Genomic DNA, 21,462 nt, shown 5'->3' with positions numbered 1-21,462 from the left:
TTAACGTGATTAATTGTTGTGTTCGTAATTTCTGTTGGCAACAGCTTCGTTTATTTGCTTAAGCTGCTTACCTGCTTTCTTAAAAATGCTTTTGTTTTTTTCGTCGAATAGTTCTTTTTCCATTTCGAGTAAAAGTTGGTCAGCATTTAAATAAGAATCTGATAATTGTTTTTTATTCTGAATTAAATTTAAACTACTATCCTTTCCTGTTGACGCCAAAAGTTCCTCTGCTGTAATATATTGAAATTGTTGGGGAGACTTTATAACTGCTATATCTTCGGATTCTTTAGCTTTTACAAGATCTTTATCTATAACAATTGTAGAATTTTCCGTCAGTAATTTAGCTTCCTCAGTAGTTTCAATGTCTTGTTTTGTAACTGTATTTTTAGAAACCGTTTCATTTAAATTTGAAGCTATTTTAAACTGTTTTCTTATTTTAGGTTCTTGTTCAGAGTCTTGCTGCGCTTCTAATACTATAGCCTTATTATGATTTACAGAATCTGAAGTGTGTTGCTGCTGTGTTTCTTTAGGTACATCCTTTTCATAACTGATTTCAATGGCTTGCTTTTCGACTCCTTCATGAAACAAAAACGTACCACCAACAAAAATCAAACCTAAAACCAAAGACGCAGCTACCGCATAGTGTATCCAAAGTTTTTTCTTCTTTTTTGGCTTCGAGTTTAAGGCTATAATTAAGCGCTCTCTGGCTTGTGAAGACGGCTCTATATGCCGGTCTTTAAAATTGTCCTGAATTAACTTTTCTATATTATTGGGTTCCATTGTCTTTATAATTTAAATTAGCCAGACTACATTTTAAAAGCTTTTTAGCATGTGCTAATTGCGATTTTGAAGTACCGATACTTACATTTAAAAGCTCCGATATTTCTCTATGCTTATAACCTTCAATCACATAAAGGTTAAAAATTGTTTTACAACCAATTGGCAATTGGTCGACTGCCTTTTGTATACTATCCGAAGTTGAATTGTCTGTCGTTGACGCTGGTTGTGTAAAATAATAATCTCCAATTTCAACCACATTAAATTTATTCTTCTGAATGCGTAAATACGAAATACATTCGCGAACCATTATGCGTCTTAACCACCCCTCAAAACTACCATAAGGCTCATATTTATTAATATTTTGAAATGCTTTATGAAACGATGTGATCATTACATCTTCTGCAAATTGTAAATCTCTAATGTATTGCCTACAAACACCAAGCATCTTTCCCGAAAAGGTATCATATAGTGCTAGCTGCGCTTTTTGATTGGATTTTTGTGCTAATCCAACCAGCTCACTTACACTTTGATTTATAGATACTAGTTTTGACATTATTTTATACTTATAATTGAATAAGGTAATTTAAAATATGGCTATTTAAAAGTGATTTATATTCTGTAACTAAAATTAATACCGGCATTCAATATAGCTCCTGGTGAAAAACTACTGTAAGTTACTACAATTCTTAACCCATAATTTAATCTATGTTCTAAGTTAAAAGTGGTTTGAACTCCTAAATCTATACCTAGTCCATTGTTATCGTCTTCAAGAATTTTTTTATCAAAATTGAGATATGAAAACCCTAATATAGATTCTAGTTTTGTGCTTTCAGATTTTGCAAAATCATGAGCAACTTGAATCGCATATTTATCTAATTTATAATTTGAATCTAATGCTTTACTTCTCATCGTGGCATTTGCCGCTGACAAATATATGCTCATATTGGAAGTAATGGCATAGCCCAAAATTCCTTCAATGTTTTCGCCAGAATCTTTACCAACCAACTGTTCACTTAAAGTAAACCCTAATGAAAATTTTGATGTATCCGTTTTCTCTTCTTGAGCAGATATTAAATTAATACTTAAGATAAAGGCTAAAACAATAATGTAGTTTACTTTTTTCATAAAATGTGTTTTTAAATGATTATTAGTTTGTTTAAAGCTCACTTAAGTTTCGCTTCTATTATTAAAAACGCTTTTAAAACTAAAAGGGTTGGATGAGAATCAAAAAAAATTAGAAAAAAGGCAAATAAAAAAACGCAACCAAATTAATGATTGCGTTTTTTACTATATAATTTCAGTCTTTAGCTTCTTCAAGCTTCTGACTTTAATTGTTGTTGAGATCCCCAAACAAGTTTGGGATAAGTGATTCACTCAAAATATGCCAAAAACATATTTTGGTTCTCTAAGATGCCCACCTTTGTTGGCATAAGCAATTCACACAACTTTCACAAAAAAGCAAAAGTTGGTTCTCTGCTTACTTAACTTCTTCGAAGTCTACATCTTCAACATCACTACTATCATCAGCAGCTTGTCCTTTTGCACCAGCACCTGCGTCAGTTGGTCCACCTTCTGGTGCTCCACCTTCTGCTTGCGCTTTATACATTTCTTCGCTTGCTACTTTCCATGCTTCGTTGATTTTCTCTAAAGCTGGAGTGATTACTGCGATATCTTTTGTTTCGTATGCTGTTTTCAATTCTTCAAGCGCTGATTCAATTGGTGCTTTTTTATCATCAGATAATTTATCACCGAATTCTTTCAACTGACTTTCTGTTTGAAAAATCATTGCATCCGCTTCATTCAATTTATCAGCAGTTTCTTTTGCTTTCGCATCAGATTCAGCATTTGCTTCTGCATCAGCTTTCATCTTTTGAATTTCCTCTTCTGTTAATCCAGATGACGCTTCAATTCTGATATCTTGAGTTTTGTTTGTTGCTTTATCTGTAGCAGATACTTTAATGATACCATTGGCATCAATATCAAACGTTACTTCAATCTGAGGTGTTCCTCTTCTTGATGGTGGAATTCCATCTAAGTGGAAACGACCAATCGTTTTGTTATCTGCTGCCATTGGACGCTCACCTTGTAATACGTGAATTTCTACTGATGGCTGATTGTCTGCTGCTGTTGAGAATACTTGCGATTTCTTAGTAGGAATCGTAGTGTTAGACTCAATTAACTTTGTCATTACATTACCCATAGTTTCAATACCTAATGATAATGGAGTAACATCCAATAAAAGAACATCCTTTACATCACCAGATAAAACACCACCTTGGATCGCTGCACCTAAAGATACAACCTCATCAGGATTTACACCTTTACTTGGAGCTTTTCCGAAGAACGTTTCCACTGCATTTACAACTGCAGGAATACGTGTAGAACCACCAACTAAAATAACTTGGTCAATATCAGATTTTGATAAACCTGCTGCTTTTAAAGCAGAAGCACATGGCTCAATAGTACGTTTGATTAAATCGTCGATTAACTGCTCAAATTTAGAACGTGTTAATGTACGTACTAAGTGTTTTGGTCCACTAGCTGTTGCTGTAACGTAAGGTAAGTTGATTTCTGTTTGTGCAGAAGAAGATAATTCAATCTTCGCTTTTTCAGCTGCTTCTTTTAAACGTTGTAAAGCCATTGGGTCTTTACGTAAATCCATAGATTCGTCAGCGATAAACTCTTCAGCTAACCAATCGATAATACGTTGATCAACATCATCACCACCTAAGTGTGTATCACCATCTGTAGATAATACTTCAAATACACCATCACCTAATTCTAAAATAGATACATCATGTGTTCCACCACCAAAATCAAATACTACGATTTTTTGGTCTACACCTTTTTTGTCCATTCCGTATGCTAATGCAGCAGCAGTTGGTTCGTTGATAATTCTACGAACTTTAAGTCCTGCTATTTCACCAGCTTCTTTAGTTGCTTGTCTTTGTGCATCGTTAAAATATGCTGGTACTGTAATTACAGCTTCAGTAACATCAGTTCCTAAATAATCTTCTGCAGTCTTCTTCATTTTTTGAAGCACCATTGCAGATAATTCTTGAGGTGTATATAAACGACCATCAACATCAACTCTTGGTGTGTCATTATCACCTTTTACCACTTTATATGGTACGCGTTCTGCTTCTTTTTTAGACTCAGAATACTTGTTACCCATAAAACGCTTAATAGAATAAACTGTTTTTGTTGGGTTAGTAACTGCTTGTCTTTTTGCTGGGTCACCAACTTTAATTTCACCACCTTCTACGAAAGCGATAACCGAAGGTGTTGTTCTTTTACCTTCAGCGTTTGGGATTACAACTGGCTCATTACCTTCCATTACAGAAACACAAGAGTTGGTTGTACCTAAATCAATTCCAATAATCTTACTCATAATAAATATATATGTTTTGTTGTGTTATAATTTTTTTAACTCGGTATGTATTAGTCAATGATTATGCCATGGCAAAAAATATGACATGATGTCACTTTAATAAATCGTTATCAGTTACAATGGCTCATAACACTTAAAATACCTGTAGATAACATTCATAATAATTTCTTCATCCTATTATAATACTGAGTATATACTAACGAAACCTCCGCTTGATAGTTTTACAAGAACTAAAACAACCAAAAAATTATGAAACATTTTTTACGCTTATTTTTTATCTTTTTTACATGTATTGCTAGTGCTCAGCTCAATACTGGCGACATGGCATTTACGGCTTTTCATGCCAATGACGATGACGACTTTGCTCTGGTAACGTTTGTTGACATACCAGCAAATAGTAGTATCTTTTTTTCTGACAAAGAGTGGACAGGCACCGCTTTTAATTCTGGTGAAGCGAATTATGAATGGCAAACTGGTTCAGATGTCATTGTCGCAGGATCAATTATTACCTTTTATACTATTAGTGCAACACCAAGCGTATCTCATGGAACTATTATTGGTTCTCCTGGTGGCATTTCGGCATCATCTGAAGCTATCTTTGTATACCAAGGTGCCGATATAGATACACCTACTACATTTATAACGGCTGTTGCAAATTCAGCTTCGGCTTATGATGATGGTGTTGGAACAGGTTTAATTGGCACCGGACTTACAGAAGGCTCTACGGCTATAACTTATGTTAACGGAACGTCATTAGCCGTTTACAATGGCCCAAGAACGGGGTATACCGCTAATGGTTATAATGTTGCTTTAAATAATATGAGTAACTACAATTTTGAAGCAGATGCTAGTTTACCCTTTAACACGACTCCGTTTGTAATCTCCACGACAGACACCAACCCTCCAAGTGTTGCTAATGTATACTCATTAGACCAAACAACGTTAGAAGTGGTCTTTACAGAAAATGTAACAACAACTACTGCTGAAATATTAACTAACTATACTTTTAGTCCCGCTTTGACCGTTGACACTGTTGTATATGACATAGCTACTATGACAGCAACTGTGACGCACTCAGGTTTCACAGAAGGTTTGGCATATAATCTAACCGTTAACAATCTTGAAGATGTATTTACCAATACACAAACAACGGCTTATGTTAGTGAAAACCTCTTTTACAATGCCTTAACTTCTGGTTTAATTATTACTGAAATCATGTACAACGCTCCTTCTGATAACTCTGATGCTTTAGAGTTTTTAGAAATTTATAATAATAGTACAGCTTCTATTAATTTAGGGGGTATAACAGTTAACGATGAAGGTAATTTTAATTTTACATTTCCTGAAATGTCAGTTGCTGCTAGTGAGATCGTATTGTTAGCTACTGACAAAATCACTGCTGATGCTTTTTATGGTGAAACATTTTTAGATATGCCACAAGCTATTTCTAATGCTATAGGCAATGGTGGTGAATTACTTCAAATTAAAAATTCTAATGGAGATGTTATATCTCAAGTAGAATATAGCGACGATGCTCCTTGGCCAACTTCTGCTGATGGCGACGGTCCTTCTTTAGAGCTATTAAATCCTGATGCGGACTTTAATGAAGGAACCAATTGGACGGCCGCCACAAACCTAGTTGGTCAATCGCTTGGTGACGCTATTTTTGCTTCACCAGGAAGCTATACTCCTGTCACTAATGTAACACCTCAAATTAGTTTTACTCAAAGTACGTATAGTATTAGTGAGGATGGAGTTTCTATTGATATCTCAGTTGAATTATCTGGACCTACATCAGAAATCGTTTCTGTTGATATTAGCTTAGTCACTGAATTACTTACAGCTACTGAAACTGATGATTTCACTTTTGTAAACCAAACTATTAGCTTTCCTGCAAATTCAACAGAGGCTATTACACTTACTATTCCTGTTACAGATGATGAACTTGCCGAAATGGATGAACTTTTCATTTTAAAGCTTTCAAATCCTAATAATGGAACGCTTGGCGCTTATGAAACTGTTGGTATTTATATTTTAGATAATGACACTACGATTCCTGTTGCAACTGATTTACTAAATATTGAATATGTCACCAGTTATTTAGTAGATGCTGATGGATCTGCAGAAATTGTAGCTCACGATCCTGTATCTGAACGTTTATTTGTATTGAACTCCACAGGACAAAAATTAGAGATAATAGATTTTTCGGATATTAATGCAATCTCAACACTTAGTGCTATTGATTTATCTACGTATGGTGATCCAACAAGTGTTGCTTACATGAATAATATAGTCGCTCTTGGTATTTCAAAAGGGCCTTTAGAAGATGGTGTGGTTATTTTTTGTGATATTGATGGTACAATTCTTTTTACTGTGACCGCTGGAAATCTTCCAGATATGGTTGGATTTACTCCAGATGGCACAAAACTTTTAGTCGCTAATGAAGGTCAACCAAATGATGATTATTCTGTAGATCCTGAAGGTAGTATTTCTGTTATTGATGTTACAGGTGGATTGGGTAATATTTCTCAAACTAACGTTACGCAAATAAACTTTAATTCTTTTGATACTCAAATTGAAACATTAAAAACTAATGGTGTTAGAATCTTTGGACCAAATGCTTCAGTGTCTCAAGATTTAGAACCAGAATACATTACATTCTCTAGTGATTCTCAAACTGCTTATGTAACGCTTCAAGAAAACAATGCCGTTGGAGTTATTGATTTAGCATCAAACACAATCTCAGCTATTCTTCCTTTAGGCTTAAAAAATCATGCTTTAGCAGGAAATACATTAGACACATCAGATAAAACAGATTTTGTGTTCTTATCTAATTGGCCAGTAAAAGGTATGTACATGCCAGATGCTATGGCCTCTTATGAAGTTGCCGGAACGACTTATTTAGTGACTGCAAATGAAGGTGACGCTAGAGAGTATGATACTTTTGAAGAAGAAGTGAACGTGAGTGATTTAAACTTAGATCCAATTGTATTTCCGAACGCGGAATTCTTACAACTAGAAAGCAATTTAGGTCGCTTAACCGCTACAAATGCCAATGGTGATTTAGACAATGATGGTGATTTTGATGAAATTCATGTGTTTGGCTCTCGTTCTTTTAGCATTTGGAATGCAACTACAGGTGCTTTAGTTTATGATAGCGCTGATGATTTTGAACGCATCACTGCAAACGATCCTGTTTACGGATCACTTTTCAACGTAAGCAATAGCAATAATAACTTTAAAAACAGAAGTGATAATAAAGGTCCTGAGCCAGAAGGTGTAACGGTCACAGAAATTGATGGTCAATTTTATGCGTTTATAACTTTAGAACGTGTTGGTGGGTTTATGACGTATAATATTACCGACCCAGCAAATCCGGTATTTGAAAAATACATGAACAATAGAGATTTAGGCGACGATGAAGGTGGTGATTTAGCACCAGAAGGTATTATTTATGTGACGCCAGAAAACAGTCCTAATGATACAGGTTTAGTAATTATGGCTAACGAGGTAAGTTCTACATTAAGTTTCTATGCGCTTAATGCCACAGCCTTAAGTACAGATGAATTTACGTTGCAATCTGAATCCTTAAAAATGTATCCTAATCCTTCAAAATCGAATCAAATGGTATATTTTAATAAAACGGTTTCAGTGACTTTATTTGATCTTCAAGGTCGTGAAATAACATCTGAGGAAAATACAATGGATTTCAAACTACCAAGCTTAACTTCTGGTACTTATATTTTGAAAACAAGAAATGGAGAAAGCTTCAAGCTTTTAATTAAATAAATCTGCTAATTTATGTCCATGAAAAGCACCTTCAATTGAAGGTGCTTTTTTTGTTGTAATAATTTAATCATTTTTCATTTAGAAGTTAAATCTTAATAATATCTAAAAGGGCATGCTGTTTGATAACAAATAGCAATACATTAGTAATTAATTAAATTTTATATCATCATGAAAAAAATAGCCTCTTTATTATTTGCCCTTACCTTTATATTAACGTCTTGTACAGGAGACCAAGGCCCTCCAGGTTTTGATGGTGCACCAGGTATACCAGCAGATGAATATGCTGCACAATCATTTGAGGTATCGCCAATTAATTTTCAATACGATAACAATACAGGTCTTCAGGAAGTAATTGTAGCTTTGCCTTATGACTTGCTAGATAGCGATGTTGTTTTAGTTTATAGATTAGATGAAGTAGTAACTATTAACGGACAAGATACTGATGCATGGTCTCCGCTTCCTCAGAACTTCTTTATTAACGACACTGATATTATTCAATATGTGTTTAATCACACCTTTTTTGATGTTAAATTGTTAATAGATGGAAACTTTAACCTTTCAACTTTAGATACTGGCTTTACTCAAAATCAGGTTTTTAGAATCGTTATTTTACCTGCAGATCCTGTTAATAGCCTTGATATTGATTTTGCAAACTTAGACAGTGTCATAGAAGCATTTCATATAACAGAGTTTGAAACACTATAAACTTACTTTCAAAGAAAAACACAAAGCCTGAATATTCAATTTTCAGGCTTTTTTTATTTCGGAAATTGCCACCATTGAATTAACATCTACCTATATTTGTAATATAATTAAAACGATTTCGTAGATGGAGTGTATTTCAGTTTTCGACATGCTAAAAATTGGTGTAGGCCCTTCAAGTTCTCATACATTAGGACCTTGGAGAGCAGCCGAACGTTGGATTAAAGAATTAAAAACTAAAAACCGTTTTGATAAGGTTGAAAAAATCACCGTAGACCTCTACGGTTCTTTATCTTTAACAGGAAAAGGACATGCCACAGATTTTGCTGTAATTTTAGGATTAACTGGTACTGATCCTGAGCGTATGCCTATAGAGGATATCGATACAATTATTACCGATGTTAAGACAAATCATGTTTTAAACTTTAATAACGAAAGAGCTATTCCTTTCGACTTTAAATCGAATATTATATTTAATCGTAAATCGTTACCTTTTCATTCTAATGGAATGATTTTTACAGCACTAATTAACGGTAGAAATTATAAATCGACCTACTACTCTATTGGTGGTGGATTTGTGGTACAAGAAGAACGAAAAGTATCTAAAGCCAATAAAATAATCTTCTATTGTACATTTCCTTATCCTGTGGCTTACGGAAAAGAACTCCTTAAGTTTTGTGACCAGTTACAATTACCAATTTCTGGTGTGGTTTTAGAAAATGAAAAATCCATAAGAGATGAAGCCTCTATAGATTTTGAATTAAAACGTATTTGGAACACCATGCTAGAATGCATGTACACAGGTTGCCATACCGAAGGCAATTTACCTGGTGGATTAAACGTAAGACGACGTGCTTTTGACATGCACAAAAATATTATAGGAGATAATACTTATGAAAACCCACAAGAATGGCTCGAGACCATTAGAAAAACGGAAGTAAAATTCCGCCAGATTTTAAAATGGGTCAGTTGTTTTGCTTTAGCGGTTAACGAAGTGAATGCCTCGTTGGGTCGTGTAGTTACTGCTCCAACAAACGGAAGCGCTGGTGTTATTCCATCTGTATTAATGTATTATTTGGTGATTGAAAATCACGATGCTGGTTTTGACCACATTAAAAGATTCTTACTAGTCGCGAGCGAAATTGGTAGTATCTTTAAAAAGAATGCCACTATTAGTGCTGCAATGGGAGGCTGTCAAGCCGAAATCGGAGTTTCTTCCGCAATGGCAGCCGGTGCCTTAACAGAATTATTAGGAGGCACACCAGAACAAGTTTTAGTTGCTGCAGAAATAGCGATGGAACATCATTTAGGACTAACCTGTGATCCTATTGGTGGTTTAGTTCAAATACCATGTATTGAGCGTAATTCTATGGGAGCAATTAAAGCCATTAATGCGGCAGAACTAGCTTTAGAAACAGATCCTAAAAACGTAAAAGTTCCACTTGATAAAGTGGTACAAACCATGTGGGAAACCGCAAAAGACATGAGCTCTAAATATAAAGAAACCTCTGAAGGTGGTTTAGCTGTTGGCGTTAACCTTACAGACTGTTAGACTTATGAGGTTAAAAATACTTTTTATATGTCTTTTTGTTTCAGCGCTCATTCAGGCACAAAATCACAAATATTTAAACGCAGATACACGTCTTTACAACGAAGCTGATACGAATGAAGGCTTCAAGGGATATTTTAAAGTCAATGCACGCGTTGAAGTCCTTTCTGCACAAACAACCGATTGGAGTTTTGTTAAAGCGGATAATGACACTAAAGGCTATGTACCGTCAAAACACCTTTCAGACAAGTACAATTCAAATCAAAATATTGTAGAAGACAGCGACAATCCCATTTTAAATGGTGATAACTATTACGGAGGACACCATTTATTTGTAACTGTGGCCTCTTTAAGAGCGCGAAGTGAACCCAATTTATCTGGAGAAATCAGAACCATCTTAAGCATGGGGGAACCCGTACAAGTAAAGTATATACCTGTTGAAAAAGATGCATGGGTAAATATCTCTGACAACCGCTACATTCAAAGAAAATATCTTAATGAGCGTCCAGATTATGATGCTTTAGCATTGACTTACGCTAGTATAGAAAAAAGCAATACTAATGAGCGACTTAAGATTGCCGAACGCTTAGTAGAGTTAGCTTGGAATACCGGCTACGCTTATCTAAAATCTGCTTATCTTGTTTTACTAGATGTCGCCACGGATACAAATAATACAGCGTTGATAAAGTCTACACAAATGTATTTGACTTTAGCTGATGGTTTAGAACAGCCATTACCACAAGAAACGGTTACTAAATATATAGAGAAGGCAAGTTTTAAAATAAAAGGAGTGCAAACAAACAAGCTAATTGTAGACTTAAATACTGTTATTGATACTTACGGTCAACCTTTCAAAATCGAAAATATAAGTGATGAATGTGGAGTTTATTATAGTGACACATTTTATCATTATAAAAACATGACGTTATCTGTTAATCCTGAAGAAAACTTGGCAGAAATTGTCAATATTATTTTAGATGAAAATAGCGTTTTTATTATGAACAAAAACTCTATTATAGACCATACCATAACTGAAACTGAATTCATAAAATTATATTCTAAGTACATACGCACTAGCATACAAGATCTTCACACCTATACTATTTTCAATGATTATGGCGGCTATAACATCGTTTTCAAAAGCGGGAAGGTCTATAGTGTTACTGTTTTCAACCTTTGTTAATTTTCTAGTATCTTTCAAATACATAATTCCCCAATGGTCTTCAACCAGCAATAACGGAAAAGAATAATACCAAAATGACTTATTTTTACATAAGACTAAAACTTACAGGTCGCCCAAATGTTTACCATGTCTAGTTTGCAACTAATTACAGATTTGATAGCATTTGTGTCTTAGATTGATAATTATTTTAGCAAATCTCTTTACTTTTACAAACAACTAATAAAAACACAATGTCAACAGCAAAAAAAGAATACAAAAGAATCACGGTTAAGACTTTAGTAGATATGAAGTCTAAAGGTGAAAAAATATCAATGCTTACAGCCTATGATTACACCATGGCTAAAATTGTTGATGGTGCTGGTATTGATGTTATTTTAGTTGGTGATTCTGCTAGTAATGTTATGGCAGGACATGAAACCACATTACCAATCACATTAGATCAAATGATTTATCATGCATCCTCTGTAGTTAGAGCAATTGAACGCTCTTTGGTGGTTGTTGATTTGCCTTTTGGAAGTTACCAAAGTGATCCTAAAGAAGCGTTGCGTTCTGCTATTAGAATAATGAAAGAATCAGGTGGGCATGCTGTGAAGATGGAAGGCGGAAAAGAAGTAAAAGAATCTATAAAACGTATTCTAAATGCTGGAATCCCAGTAATGGGGCATTTAGGCTTAACACCACAGTCTATATATAAATTTGGAACGTACACGGTAAGAGCCAAAGAAGACCAAGAAGCAAAGCAATTAAAAGAAGATGCTTTAATGCTAGAGAAAGCGGGTTGTTTTGGAATTGTATTAGAGAAAATACCTGCTGCATTAGCAAAAGAAGTTGCTGAAAGTGTATCCATTCCTGTAATTGGTATTGGCGCTGGTGCTGGTGTTGACGGTCAGGTTTTAGTATTACATGATATGCTGGGAATGACTCATGAGTTTAACCCACGTTTTTTACGTCGTTATATGAATCTTTACGAGGAAATGACTACTGCTATTGGACAATATGTTGATGACGTCAAATCTGAAGATTTTCCGAATGATGAAGAGCAGTATTAGTTTAGATTGTTAGATCCTTAGATTTTATTAGATTATTTAGATAGCTAAACTTAAAATATGGCTCATAAATTTAAAGAATTGCAGATTTGGAAAAGAAGTAGATTATTCTGCTCTGAAATTTATGCTATTACTTCAAAGTTTCCGGATTCAGAAAAATTTGGCTTAACTAATCAAATAAGAAGGGCTTCTGTTTCAATTCCCTCAAATATAGCTGAAGGATCTTCTAGAAATTCGAATAAGGATTTTGCTCGGTTTTTACAACTATCAATAGGTTCAGCCTATGAAATAGAAACTCAACTACTAATTTCTGCTGATTTAAATTTTATTGTAGAAAAAGAACTCCAATCATGCCTTTCGGAATTAGGTGAAATTATCAAAATGATTTCAAAGTTTAAATCTACTTTAATCTAATATTTTCTAAAAGTCTAAAGATCTAAAATGTCAAACAAAATCCTTTCTAACAAAAACAATCTACAGGTTATCCATGAAGACAATCACATCATAGTCGTTAACAAACGTGCTGGTGATATTGTACAAGGTGATAAAACAGGTGATAAACCATTGAGCGAGGTGGTTAAATCGTATTTAAAAGATAAATACAATAAGGATGGTAATGTTTACTTAGGCGTTGTACATCGTTTAGACCGACCAACGACGGGTATTGTTATGTTTGCAAAAACTAGTAAAGCATTACCTCGACTTAATAAATTGTTCGCAGAAAAAACAGCTAAAAAAACATATTGGGCTTTGGTGAAGAATCAACCACCTAAAACGAATGACACCTTAATTCATTGGTTAAAGAAGAATCCAAAAAACAATAAATCAACGGCGTATATTAAAGAAATTGACGCTAGTAAAAAAGCTGTTTTACATTATAAAGTCATCCAAAAACTCGATAACTTCTTTTTATTAGAAATTGATTTAGAAACCGGACGACATCACCAAATTCGTGTGCAATTAGCCTCAATTGGTTGTCCTATAAAAGGCGATTTAAAATACGGGTTTGATCGCAGTAACAAAGATGCTAGCATTAGTTTACATGCCAGAACCTTAACATTTATGCATCCTGTAAAAAAAGAAAAAGTTTTCGTCACTGCACCTTTACCCAATGATCCTCTTTGGGATGCTTGCAATACTTAAATTTCTCTATAAGGGTATTTCAAATTAAGTATGGTGCCTCGTTCTAGTTGAGATTCTAACTGAAGAGTTGCATTCAATAATTCTGACCTTTTTTCCATATTAATAAGTCCAGATCCTTTTTCTGCATTACTTACATCAAAACCGATACCATCATCTTCTACTTTAATATTTAAGAATTGTTCTTCGTAATCTAAAGACACTAATAATTGTTCAGCTTCAGCATACTTTAAAGTATTTGAAAAAAACTCTTGAAGTATTCTAAATAAAATAATTTCATCTTTTTTGTTTTCAAAATTCACCTTCTCACCTGTTATTGACAAACGAGATTCTATGAGTCCTGATTTATTTAGACGTGCCACTTCATTTTTAACTGTAGCTTCAAAGCCTAAATTAAATATTACATCGCTATTCAATGATTTAGATAAGGCTCTCACTTCTTCTAATGAATCTTTTAAAGCACTTGCAGCATTCTCAACCTTAGACTTCACTTCATTTTTTGCAACACTCGCAGCAGCGCTCATTTGCATAGTTGCTAAAACTAACATTTGCCCGACATTATCGTGCAGTTCTCTGCCGATATGTTTCAAGGTTTCTTCTTGTATTTCTTGTTGGGTTTTCACTAATTCTTCATCAAACACCTTTTGCTGGTTAACTTTATCCAAGAGTAATTGATTTTTACGTCGTTGAAATGTTGTAAAAAAAACAACAAAAACAACAATTAGTGTAAATGTAAAGAAAATGACATACGAAATAAGTGCAATTAACTCATTGCTAATTGTTTCTTGTGCCTTAATGAATAAAGGAATGCAAATGTGTAACATGAATAAAGTAATATGTTAAAAGTGTCTAGAAACAATCCTCTAAAAACAATGAAATTTTCATTGACAGCATTGTAGTACGAGTCAAAAATAAATAATGGAGTTAAACAAATATACCATAACGTAATCCCTAAACTTATATAAAATACATGTGATTTATAAAAGTTTAAAATTTGCTCACTTTGAATTAACTCTCTTAAATATAACAAGAACATAATGAAAAGGGCAAATGTCTGAACTGCCAAATTATAAGGCAGTGACATTATAAAGAAATCGCCAGATATTGAAAAATAGATCACTTTTAACACCGAGCCAATTAGAACAATTATTTTTATTATTCTGTGTGAGAAATCCTTATTGGTGTTTCTAATCATGAACATTCCAATAAGTATTAAGGAAATAAAATCATAAATATTATACAGCCACGTATTACTACTAATAATAGAGGATTCGATCCAATTAATTAAAGGAGTATCAAAATAACTATACAAGTAGGTATACATTGAAACCGTTTCGATGAATACGGTCATCCATAAATACCAAACAAATGGTCTTACGGCATCTTCTTTCGTTTTTAACCAATAATAAGAACCTGCTAAAGCCGCAGCTAACTCAAAATAATGAAATAACACATCGTAATTATCCACTTAAAGGTTTTATATTTTAAATATTAAAAAAAAGATTGTTGGGGATAATTTGCACGAGGCGGTTTACCTTTTCCTCCATAGTTTAAGCCATCAGCATCTTCTAGATCACCTCCTCCGTCTTGTAAAGAAAATATACTACCTTCCGATACATTCTTGTAACCTGTAGGCACGAAAAACAATGTGGTTAAGCCTTTTTCTTTAGGAGTGTCAGGATGAGCTCCAAGATACAAACGCAATCCATCTAAGGTATAACCGTTATCATTTGCTTGTTGTTTTGCATGAGCCAAATAATTCTCAATATCTTCTAATTTATACCAAGACGATCGGTTGTCTCCAGTTGGAGATCCTTTAAATAAAGAATCATTTATAATTTCATAACGCTCATTATAAGCTTGATCTAGAGTTTTAATCTGTTCAGGTGTGATTAGACCTGGTATTTTGTTAATTGTTGGTGGTTTTGTTGACATATTATGGTTGATGTTGAAGTAAAAATACATAGCTAGTGCTCCCAATACAATTCCTAAGGCAAGTAATGCTAATTTTTTCATGATAATTGGTTGGTTCTGTTAATATTGGCTGTAAATTATTAATTTTATCCAATATAAAAAACTTATATCAAACGTTTTCTTACATTAATTACGGTATAGTCTTATCTTGAGGTTATTACCAGTGGTTTTCTGACTCAAGATATTAATCGCTTTTTCCGTTAATTGTAATATTCTTGGATAACCACCAGTCGTTTGGCAATCGCGCATCAAAACAATAAGTTGTCCAGATGGAGTCAGTTGGACCGTTCCCGGCAAAACTGGGGAGGTTAATATAGATTTTAAATCATTCTTAACTAAAGGCTGAAGCTGATAAGCCATGCGATTGTTGTATTTTGAAACTTCAAACGTGGTATTTAAAAGTAAATCCCTCTGGTCTTTAGAGAGTTTATCAAATTCCTGACCTTTCATAACACACAAAGTATCCTCATCCAAATAGGACGCATCAAACTTTAACTTTGCATTTTTAGGAAGTATTAATTTTGAAGATTTCATTGTTTCTAAACAGTCATCCTTTTGGATTCGGAAATCATCTGTAATTCCTTTTAACATACTTCTACTTCCCAAAATCATCTCGGTTAATAAACCACCTTTTACTGCTATATAAGTTCTAAAACCAGATTCTAAGCGTCCAAAATTAATTGTATCACCATTATGTACAATAATAGATTTAAACATCGGAATAGCTTCATTATTCAACTTCGCACTCATATCAGCACCAGCGATAGCAATTGTGATAGGGTCTAGAAATAACAAATCAGCTCCAGTCATCGTCATTTCCAAAACCGCAGCCGCTTTATCATTTCCAACGAGGACATTTGCAAATTGACTAGAGTATGAATCCATAGCTCCAGAGATAGGCACACCATAATTACGATGGCCTAATCGCCCTTGATCTTGAATCGTGGAATAGAATCCTGTTTTTATTACCTTAATCATTTAATAATAACGTTTTGAAATCGAACTTTGGATTATTGATTTCGGACTTCATCTTTTGATGTTCTAATTTCGAAATTGGATGAAATTTCACCCTATCACCTGCCTTAATAAAACATGGTGGATTGTGTTTAGGATTGAATAATTCGATAGGTGAATTTCCAATAATATGCCAACCTCCTGGACTGTCTTGTGGATAGATTCCGGTTTGTTTTCCACCAATTCCAACTGACCCTTTTTTTATGTTTAGATTTGGTGTTAATTTTCGGTCTAAATGTAAGGTTGAATTGAGCCCTCCTAAATATAAAAACCCAGGTAAAAACCCGATAAAACACACCCTATAAATTGGGTCTGAATGCAATCTTATAATAGTATCTTTAGGCAACTTTATTTCTTCAGAATACGCTTCCAAATCCATGGCAAATTCAGGATCATAACAAACCGGAACCCTAAAGGTTTTTGATTCTATTTGTTTCAGATTTCTTTGGCTTGAGTATAGTTCTTTTAAGTCTAAAAACACATCATTGACATTATCAATAGTGATATTGTAAAATATTAATATTGAGCTATATGCGGAAATTACTTGAATTGATTGTTTAGTGTATTTATTTTCAATTTTTTCTTTAAAAATTAAGATATCTTGAAGTATCTTTTCATCAATAATTGCTGGCCACTCTACCAAAATAGAATGCTCATTATACTGCGAATACTGAAGCTGAAAACTCATAATTATTATTGAATTTTAATATTATTTTTCACCAAGTTATCGGATAAATATTTCAAAATTTCAAGTGCATTTTCTGTGTCTCCATGCACACAAACTGTCGCTACTTTTATAGGCACTTCTACTCCATTTACGGATGTCACTTTTTGATGTTTTACCATACTCAAAACATGACTCAAAACAGCTTCTTTTTCATGTAAAATGGCATTACTATTTACCCTAGAAACTAGAGATAAATCATCGTTATAATTTCGGTCTGCAAAGGCTTCAAATTTAACTGTAATATTTTCACTTTTTGCTACTTCAGCTAATACCGAATTAAAAGGAGCATATAACTTAACTGGAGACGAAAGACTCTTTATGACTTCAATAATAACTCGTGCTGTTTTTTCATCTTTAGCTGCTAAATTATATAGTGCGCCATGAGGTTTTACATGATATAAATAAGCGCCTTCATTATGCAAAACCGTCTGCAAAGCACTCACCTGATGCCTTAAGCTCGCATACAAATCTGACGCAGAGAGCTGCATCATTTCCCTTCCGAAATTCAATGTATCAGGAAATGAAGGATGTGCCCCAATTTTTACATTATACTTTTTTGCTAGCCTAACGACTGCTTTCATGCTTTCTAAATCACCCGCATGTCCACCACAAGCTATATTACAAGAGGACAACAAAGGCATTAAATCCGTTTCATTACCGATACCCTCACCAACATCTGCATTAATATCTACACTAAATACGTCTTCCATTTTATATCACATTAAAAACGCTTAAAATTCCTTTGACTCCTAAAAAGATTGTAATAATTAAAATAATGATACCCAAAACATTTTGAAACTTCGAATTTACATAAGACCCTAAGACAGAAGATTTATTCATTACCCAGAGTAGAAAACCTGCTATAACAGGCAACAACAAGCCATTAGCGACTTGTGCAAATTTTATAATTTCAATAGATTTAACCCCAATACTCGAAAACACAACTCCCAATACCACAATCACCATCCAAACCGATTTAAACTTTTTAGATTTTAAATCCGCTTCCCAACCCAAACAGCCACTAGTTACAAATGCCGCAGCCAACGGTGCTGTAATCGCACTTGTAATCCCTGCAGCGAACAAACCAATAGCCAAAAAATATTTTGCAAAACTCCCGAATAATGGCTCTAAGCCCAACGCCAAGTCTGATGTATTTGTAATGGATTGTTTTTGAATAGCAGATGCCGCAATAATGATACACATGGATACCGTTCCACCTAAAATCACCGCAACTAAAGTGTCTTTCTTTGCTATGGGTAAATCACTCTTTGACTTCCATTTGGTTTTAGCTAAAGACGCATGCAGAAAGAGATTGTACGGCACCACAGTTGTTCCGATTAAGGCTATAATTGTTAAAATACTTCCTTCTGGTGCGACTGGAATCACTACTGCTTTTAGAATTTCTAAAAGATTGGGTTTTGTGAGAATCGCTGTTGTTATAAAAGCAAAACTCATCAGAATCACTAAGAACACAAAGGCTTTTTCTAATACTTTGTAATCCCCTATATAAAGTAAAACAAAAGCAATAGCACCAATAATTAAACTCATAATATTGAGTTTTAGTTGACCTATTTCCCAAACCACATTCCCGACAATCGCTTCCATTCCCAAAGCACCACCACTAATATTCCCTGCTTCATAGGCCGCATTCCCAATAACGATTGCACTAATAATTAGTAATATAGCAATGCCTTTTACAATTGGATGTTTAATTTCTTCTCTAATAATTTCAGACAAGCCTTTTTGCGATACGATTCCTAATCGTGCAGCCATCTCTTGCAATATAACGGTAGCAAAAATAGACAATGCCATTGCCCACAATAATGCAAAACCAAAATTGACTCCCGCTAAAGTGCAAACCGTCACTGTTCCAGGACCAATAAATGCGGCTGCAACTAAAGGTCCTGGCCCAATATTTTTAAAGAATTTCTTCATTCGTTATCTATCGAATTTAGAGCGTAAATAGCAAAACTCCCTAACCAATGTCCTCCTTCATAGCTATCACCAACAATACTAGGTAATGAATAATTAATATGTGCATTGGCTACATTTTGAAGATGCTTATATTCTGGCAAATCCTTAGCTATATAATTAAGACTCCATGCTCTTGAAAAGTTAACTCCATCAAGATGAACTAGTTTTCCATCAGTTCTATCCGAGACCTCACCGACTGCGATATCAAAATCATCATTACTAAGCTCTGGCATAAAATCGTTTATCCAAACTTTAAACTCCGCTACAGACAACACACGCTTCATTAAAGCCGCTTCCTCTAGACACGGAGATAAGAAATCAAAACCGCTCGGCTCCCATTCTATAGGACAATCTTGATCATCTTCATAGAAATCTTTCGCTCTTTGTTCTATTAATGTCTTTAATTCTATATGCTCAACAGCCACAGCATAATCATAAGCAAAACTCAACCCAAAAGCCGTATTTGGATGTTCTCCCACTCTAATTGGGTAATTTAATTTCGGTAAAAACTCTAAGTATTTTTCAACAATTAAATTCGTTAATGGTAGAAGATTAGCTTCTAACCGTCTCGCCACATCACTATCCCAAGTGTACAATTCTTCAGCTAACTTTAACAACCAAGCCCAACCATAGGTCCGTTCAAAAGATTTATTATACTGACCATCAAAGTATAGCAATTCTTGCTCTATGTTTTCTTTCGATATATTTTGAAGCAATTTCCGCCCAATCTCCGCTCTATTTTCCAGATCAGGAAATTGCTTTAACAACGACACCAAACTCCAATGCCCATGAACTGCAGAATGCCAATCGAAACAGCCATAAAATGCTGGATGCAACTCTTGTGGTGTTTTTAAATCTAAAGCACTCCCAATGGTTTGTCCTAGTTTATTTGGGTATTCTGTATTAATACAATGTAATGGTAATTGCGCCAAGTGATTGGCCTGAATTAGACTTAGAGATGGTGTTCCTGCTATTTTTTCGGTCTCTAAAGCAGATTCAGTGGTGTTTTGATGCTCTTTTGTGTCACCACAACTTAATGCTAATAGAATTAATGAAAGTATGTATAGTTTGTTCATGTTTTGTTGTATTAAAAATATGGCTTTTGTGAAGATGGATGCTTCTCAGGCTAAAATAAAAAATATTTGACCGTAGTTGTCGCTTAAAATGACTTACTGGCTTATTAAATAGAGATTCCTGCATCCGCAGGAATTGACTATCCTAACCAGCCTTCGCGATCTAAACTGCGATACTGAATAGCTTCACTAATATGAGCACCCAAAACATCATCAGCACCTTCTAAATCAGCGATCGTTCTCCCTACTTTTAAAATTCTATCGTAAGCTCTAGCCGATAAATTTAAACGCTCCATAGCAGATTTTAGCAATTGCATAGAGGCGTCATCTAGTTTACAATACTTCCGTATTTGTTTTGTATTCATTTGTGCATTGTAATGAATATTCGGTAAATCTTTAAAACGCTCCGTTTGGCGTTCTCTAGCTTTAGTTACGCGTTTTCTAATATCTACTGAAGACTCACCATTCCGTTCATCTGCTAATTTTTCAAAAGGCACCGGAGTCACTTCAATATGAATATCAATTCGATCTAATAATGGTCCTGAGATTTTCCCCATATAACGTTGCATTTCCGCAGGAGATGATGTTATTGGCGAATCTGGATCATTAAAATAACCGCTCGGGCTCGGGTTCATACTGGCCACTAGCATAAATGATGATGGATAGGTAACTGTAAATTTCGCTCTAGAAATTGTCACTTCTCGATCCTCCAAAGGCTGACGCATGACTTCTAGAACTTCGCGCTTAAACTCTGGTAATTCATCTAAGAATAATACTCCATTATGTGACAAGGAAATTTCACCAGGTTGCGGGTAACTTCCGCCGCCTACGAGCGCGACATTCGATATCGTATGATGGGGACTTCTAAACGGTCGTTGCGCCATTAAACCCGTATGTTCTTTTACTCTACCAACAACGGAATGTATTTTGGTTGTCTCTAAAGCTTCGTGCAATGTCATTGGAGGCAGAATGCTTGGCAAACGCTTTGCTAACATGGTTTTCCCCGAACCTGGCGGACCAATTAAAATAATATTATGACCACCAGCTGCCGCTATTTCCATGCAACGCTTTATAGATTCTTGGCCCTTAACATACACTAATCACAAAACAACAAGCATTA

Annotated in this window: 19 protein-coding genes and 1 pseudogene; 7 read left to right on the top strand and 13 right to left on the bottom strand. The window is 34.6% G+C overall.

The genetic code is table 11. The annotated features are described in order from the left end of the window. Positions 1 to 9 precede the first annotated feature (9 nt). From DFQ09_RS17145 to dnaK, 4 genes are all read right to left on the bottom strand, one after another. Positions 10 to 780, bottom strand: a complete 771-nt coding sequence (locus tag DFQ09_RS17145) for a hypothetical protein (protein WP_115812565.1) — start codon at positions 778 to 780, stop codon at positions 10 to 12. Beyond that, positions 767 to 1,333, bottom strand: coding sequence for an RNA polymerase sigma factor (locus DFQ09_RS17140; protein WP_115812563.1), 567 nt, complete (start codon positions 1,331 to 1,333; stop codon positions 767 to 769). Before DFQ09_RS17140 ends, DFQ09_RS17145 begins: the two co-directional genes overlap by 14 nt. 56 nt (positions 1,334 to 1,389) lie before the next feature. Next, on the bottom strand, positions 1,390 to 1,905 hold the full coding sequence (locus DFQ09_RS17135) for an outer membrane beta-barrel protein (RefSeq protein WP_115812561.1): 516 nt from the start codon (positions 1,903 to 1,905) through the stop codon (positions 1,390 to 1,392). Between the two features lie 352 nt (positions 1,906 to 2,257). Then, a complete protein-coding gene (gene dnaK / locus DFQ09_RS17130) occupies positions 2,258 to 4,171 on the bottom strand; it encodes a molecular chaperone DnaK (protein ID WP_115812559.1) in 1,914 nt (637 codons plus the stop codon). 249 nt (positions 4,172 to 4,420) lie between these two features. Here dnaK and DFQ09_RS17125 point away from each other — a divergent pair, with 249 nt between their 5' ends. The 7 genes from DFQ09_RS17125 to DFQ09_RS17095 all read left to right on the top strand — a co-directional run bounded on the left by DFQ09_RS17125 (position 4,421) and on the right by DFQ09_RS17095 (position 13,583). After that, positions 4,421 to 7,960, top strand: coding sequence for a choice-of-anchor I family protein (locus DFQ09_RS17125; protein WP_115812557.1), 3,540 nt, complete (start codon positions 4,421 to 4,423; stop codon positions 7,958 to 7,960). Between the two features lie 168 nt (positions 7,961 to 8,128). Next, the gene (locus DFQ09_RS17120; RefSeq protein ID WP_115812555.1) at positions 8,129 to 8,665 is read left to right on the top strand and encodes a collagen-like protein; all 537 of its coding nucleotides are present in this window, start codon (positions 8,129 to 8,131) and stop codon (positions 8,663 to 8,665) included. Positions 8,666 to 8,789: 124 nt separating this feature from the next. Then, positions 8,790 to 10,214, top strand: coding sequence for an L-serine ammonia-lyase (locus tag DFQ09_RS17115; RefSeq protein ID WP_115812553.1), 1,425 nt, complete (start codon positions 8,790 to 8,792; stop codon positions 10,212 to 10,214). A gap of 4 nt (positions 10,215 to 10,218) precedes the next feature. Continuing rightward, positions 10,219 to 11,394, top strand: a complete 1,176-nt coding sequence (locus DFQ09_RS17110) for an SH3 domain-containing protein (protein ID WP_115812551.1) — start codon at positions 10,219 to 10,221, stop codon at positions 11,392 to 11,394. Positions 11,395 to 11,624: 230 nt separating this feature from the next. Beyond that, the gene (gene panB / locus DFQ09_RS17105; protein WP_115812549.1) at positions 11,625 to 12,443 is read left to right on the top strand and encodes a 3-methyl-2-oxobutanoate hydroxymethyltransferase; all 819 of its coding nucleotides are present in this window, start codon (positions 11,625 to 11,627) and stop codon (positions 12,441 to 12,443) included. 57 nt (positions 12,444 to 12,500) lie between these two features. Further along, positions 12,501 to 12,854, top strand: a complete 354-nt coding sequence (locus DFQ09_RS17100) for a four helix bundle protein (protein ID WP_115812547.1) — start codon at positions 12,501 to 12,503, stop codon at positions 12,852 to 12,854. 27 nt (positions 12,855 to 12,881) lie between these two features. Then, entirely contained in the window at positions 12,882 to 13,583 is a 702-nt protein-coding gene (locus DFQ09_RS17095; RefSeq protein ID WP_115812545.1) for an RluA family pseudouridine synthase, read from the top strand. On the opposite strand, the gene DFQ09_RS17090 is transcribed toward DFQ09_RS17095, so the two are convergent. From DFQ09_RS17090 to DFQ09_RS17050, 9 genes and pseudogenes are all read right to left on the bottom strand, one after another. Then, positions 13,580 to 14,245 carry a sensor histidine kinase gene (locus DFQ09_RS17090; protein ID WP_245940385.1) on the bottom strand — a complete coding sequence of 222 codons (666 nt, stop codon included), beginning with the start codon at positions 14,243 to 14,245 and terminating at the stop codon, positions 13,580 to 13,582. The two genes, DFQ09_RS17095 and DFQ09_RS17090, sit on opposite strands and share 4 nt — an antisense overlap. Positions 14,246 to 14,343: 98 nt before the next feature. Beyond that, positions 14,344 to 15,048 carry a hypothetical protein gene (locus DFQ09_RS17085; protein WP_115812541.1) on the bottom strand — a complete coding sequence of 235 codons (705 nt, stop codon included), beginning with the start codon at positions 15,046 to 15,048 and terminating at the stop codon, positions 14,344 to 14,346. Between the two features lie 23 nt (positions 15,049 to 15,071). Next, a complete protein-coding gene (locus tag DFQ09_RS17080; RefSeq protein WP_115812539.1) occupies positions 15,072 to 15,596 on the bottom strand; it encodes a hypothetical protein in 525 nt (174 codons plus the stop codon). A gap of 84 nt (positions 15,597 to 15,680) precedes the next feature. After that, positions 15,681 to 16,532 (bottom strand): 5-oxoprolinase subunit C family protein, encoded by an 852-nt coding sequence (locus DFQ09_RS17075; RefSeq protein WP_115812537.1) that lies wholly within the window; start codon positions 16,530 to 16,532, stop codon positions 15,681 to 15,683. Further along, a complete protein-coding gene (gene pxpB / locus DFQ09_RS17070; protein ID WP_115812535.1) occupies positions 16,525 to 17,256 on the bottom strand; it encodes a 5-oxoprolinase subunit PxpB in 732 nt (243 codons plus the stop codon). The genes DFQ09_RS17075 and pxpB overlap by 8 nt, the downstream gene beginning before the upstream one ends. Before the next feature lie 5 nt (positions 17,257 to 17,261). After that, a complete protein-coding gene (pxpA, locus tag DFQ09_RS17065) occupies positions 17,262 to 18,005 on the bottom strand; it encodes a 5-oxoprolinase subunit PxpA (RefSeq protein WP_115812533.1) in 744 nt (247 codons plus the stop codon). Position 18,006: 1 nt separating this feature from the next. Beyond that, complete coding sequence (locus DFQ09_RS17060) at positions 18,007 to 19,230, bottom strand: Nramp family divalent metal transporter (protein WP_115812531.1); 1,224 nt, start codon at positions 19,228 to 19,230, stop codon at positions 18,007 to 18,009. Then, the gene (locus DFQ09_RS17055; protein WP_115812529.1) at positions 19,227 to 20,345 is read right to left on the bottom strand and encodes a DUF2891 domain-containing protein; all 1,119 of its coding nucleotides are present in this window, start codon (positions 20,343 to 20,345) and stop codon (positions 19,227 to 19,229) included. Before DFQ09_RS17055 ends, DFQ09_RS17060 begins: the two co-directional genes overlap by 4 nt. A 137-nt stretch (positions 20,346 to 20,482) precedes the next feature. Further along, a pseudogene (locus DFQ09_RS17050) lies at positions 20,483 to 21,433 on the bottom strand (YifB family Mg chelatase-like AAA ATPase); the annotation flags it as partial. Positions 21,434 to 21,462 lie beyond the last annotated feature (29 nt).

The organism is Winogradskyella pacifica (genome assembly GCF_003386275.1).
Taxonomy (GTDB): domain Bacteria; phylum Bacteroidota; class Bacteroidia; order Flavobacteriales; family Flavobacteriaceae; genus Winogradskyella; species Winogradskyella pacifica.
This window is presented reverse-complemented; position numbering and strand designations above follow the sequence as displayed.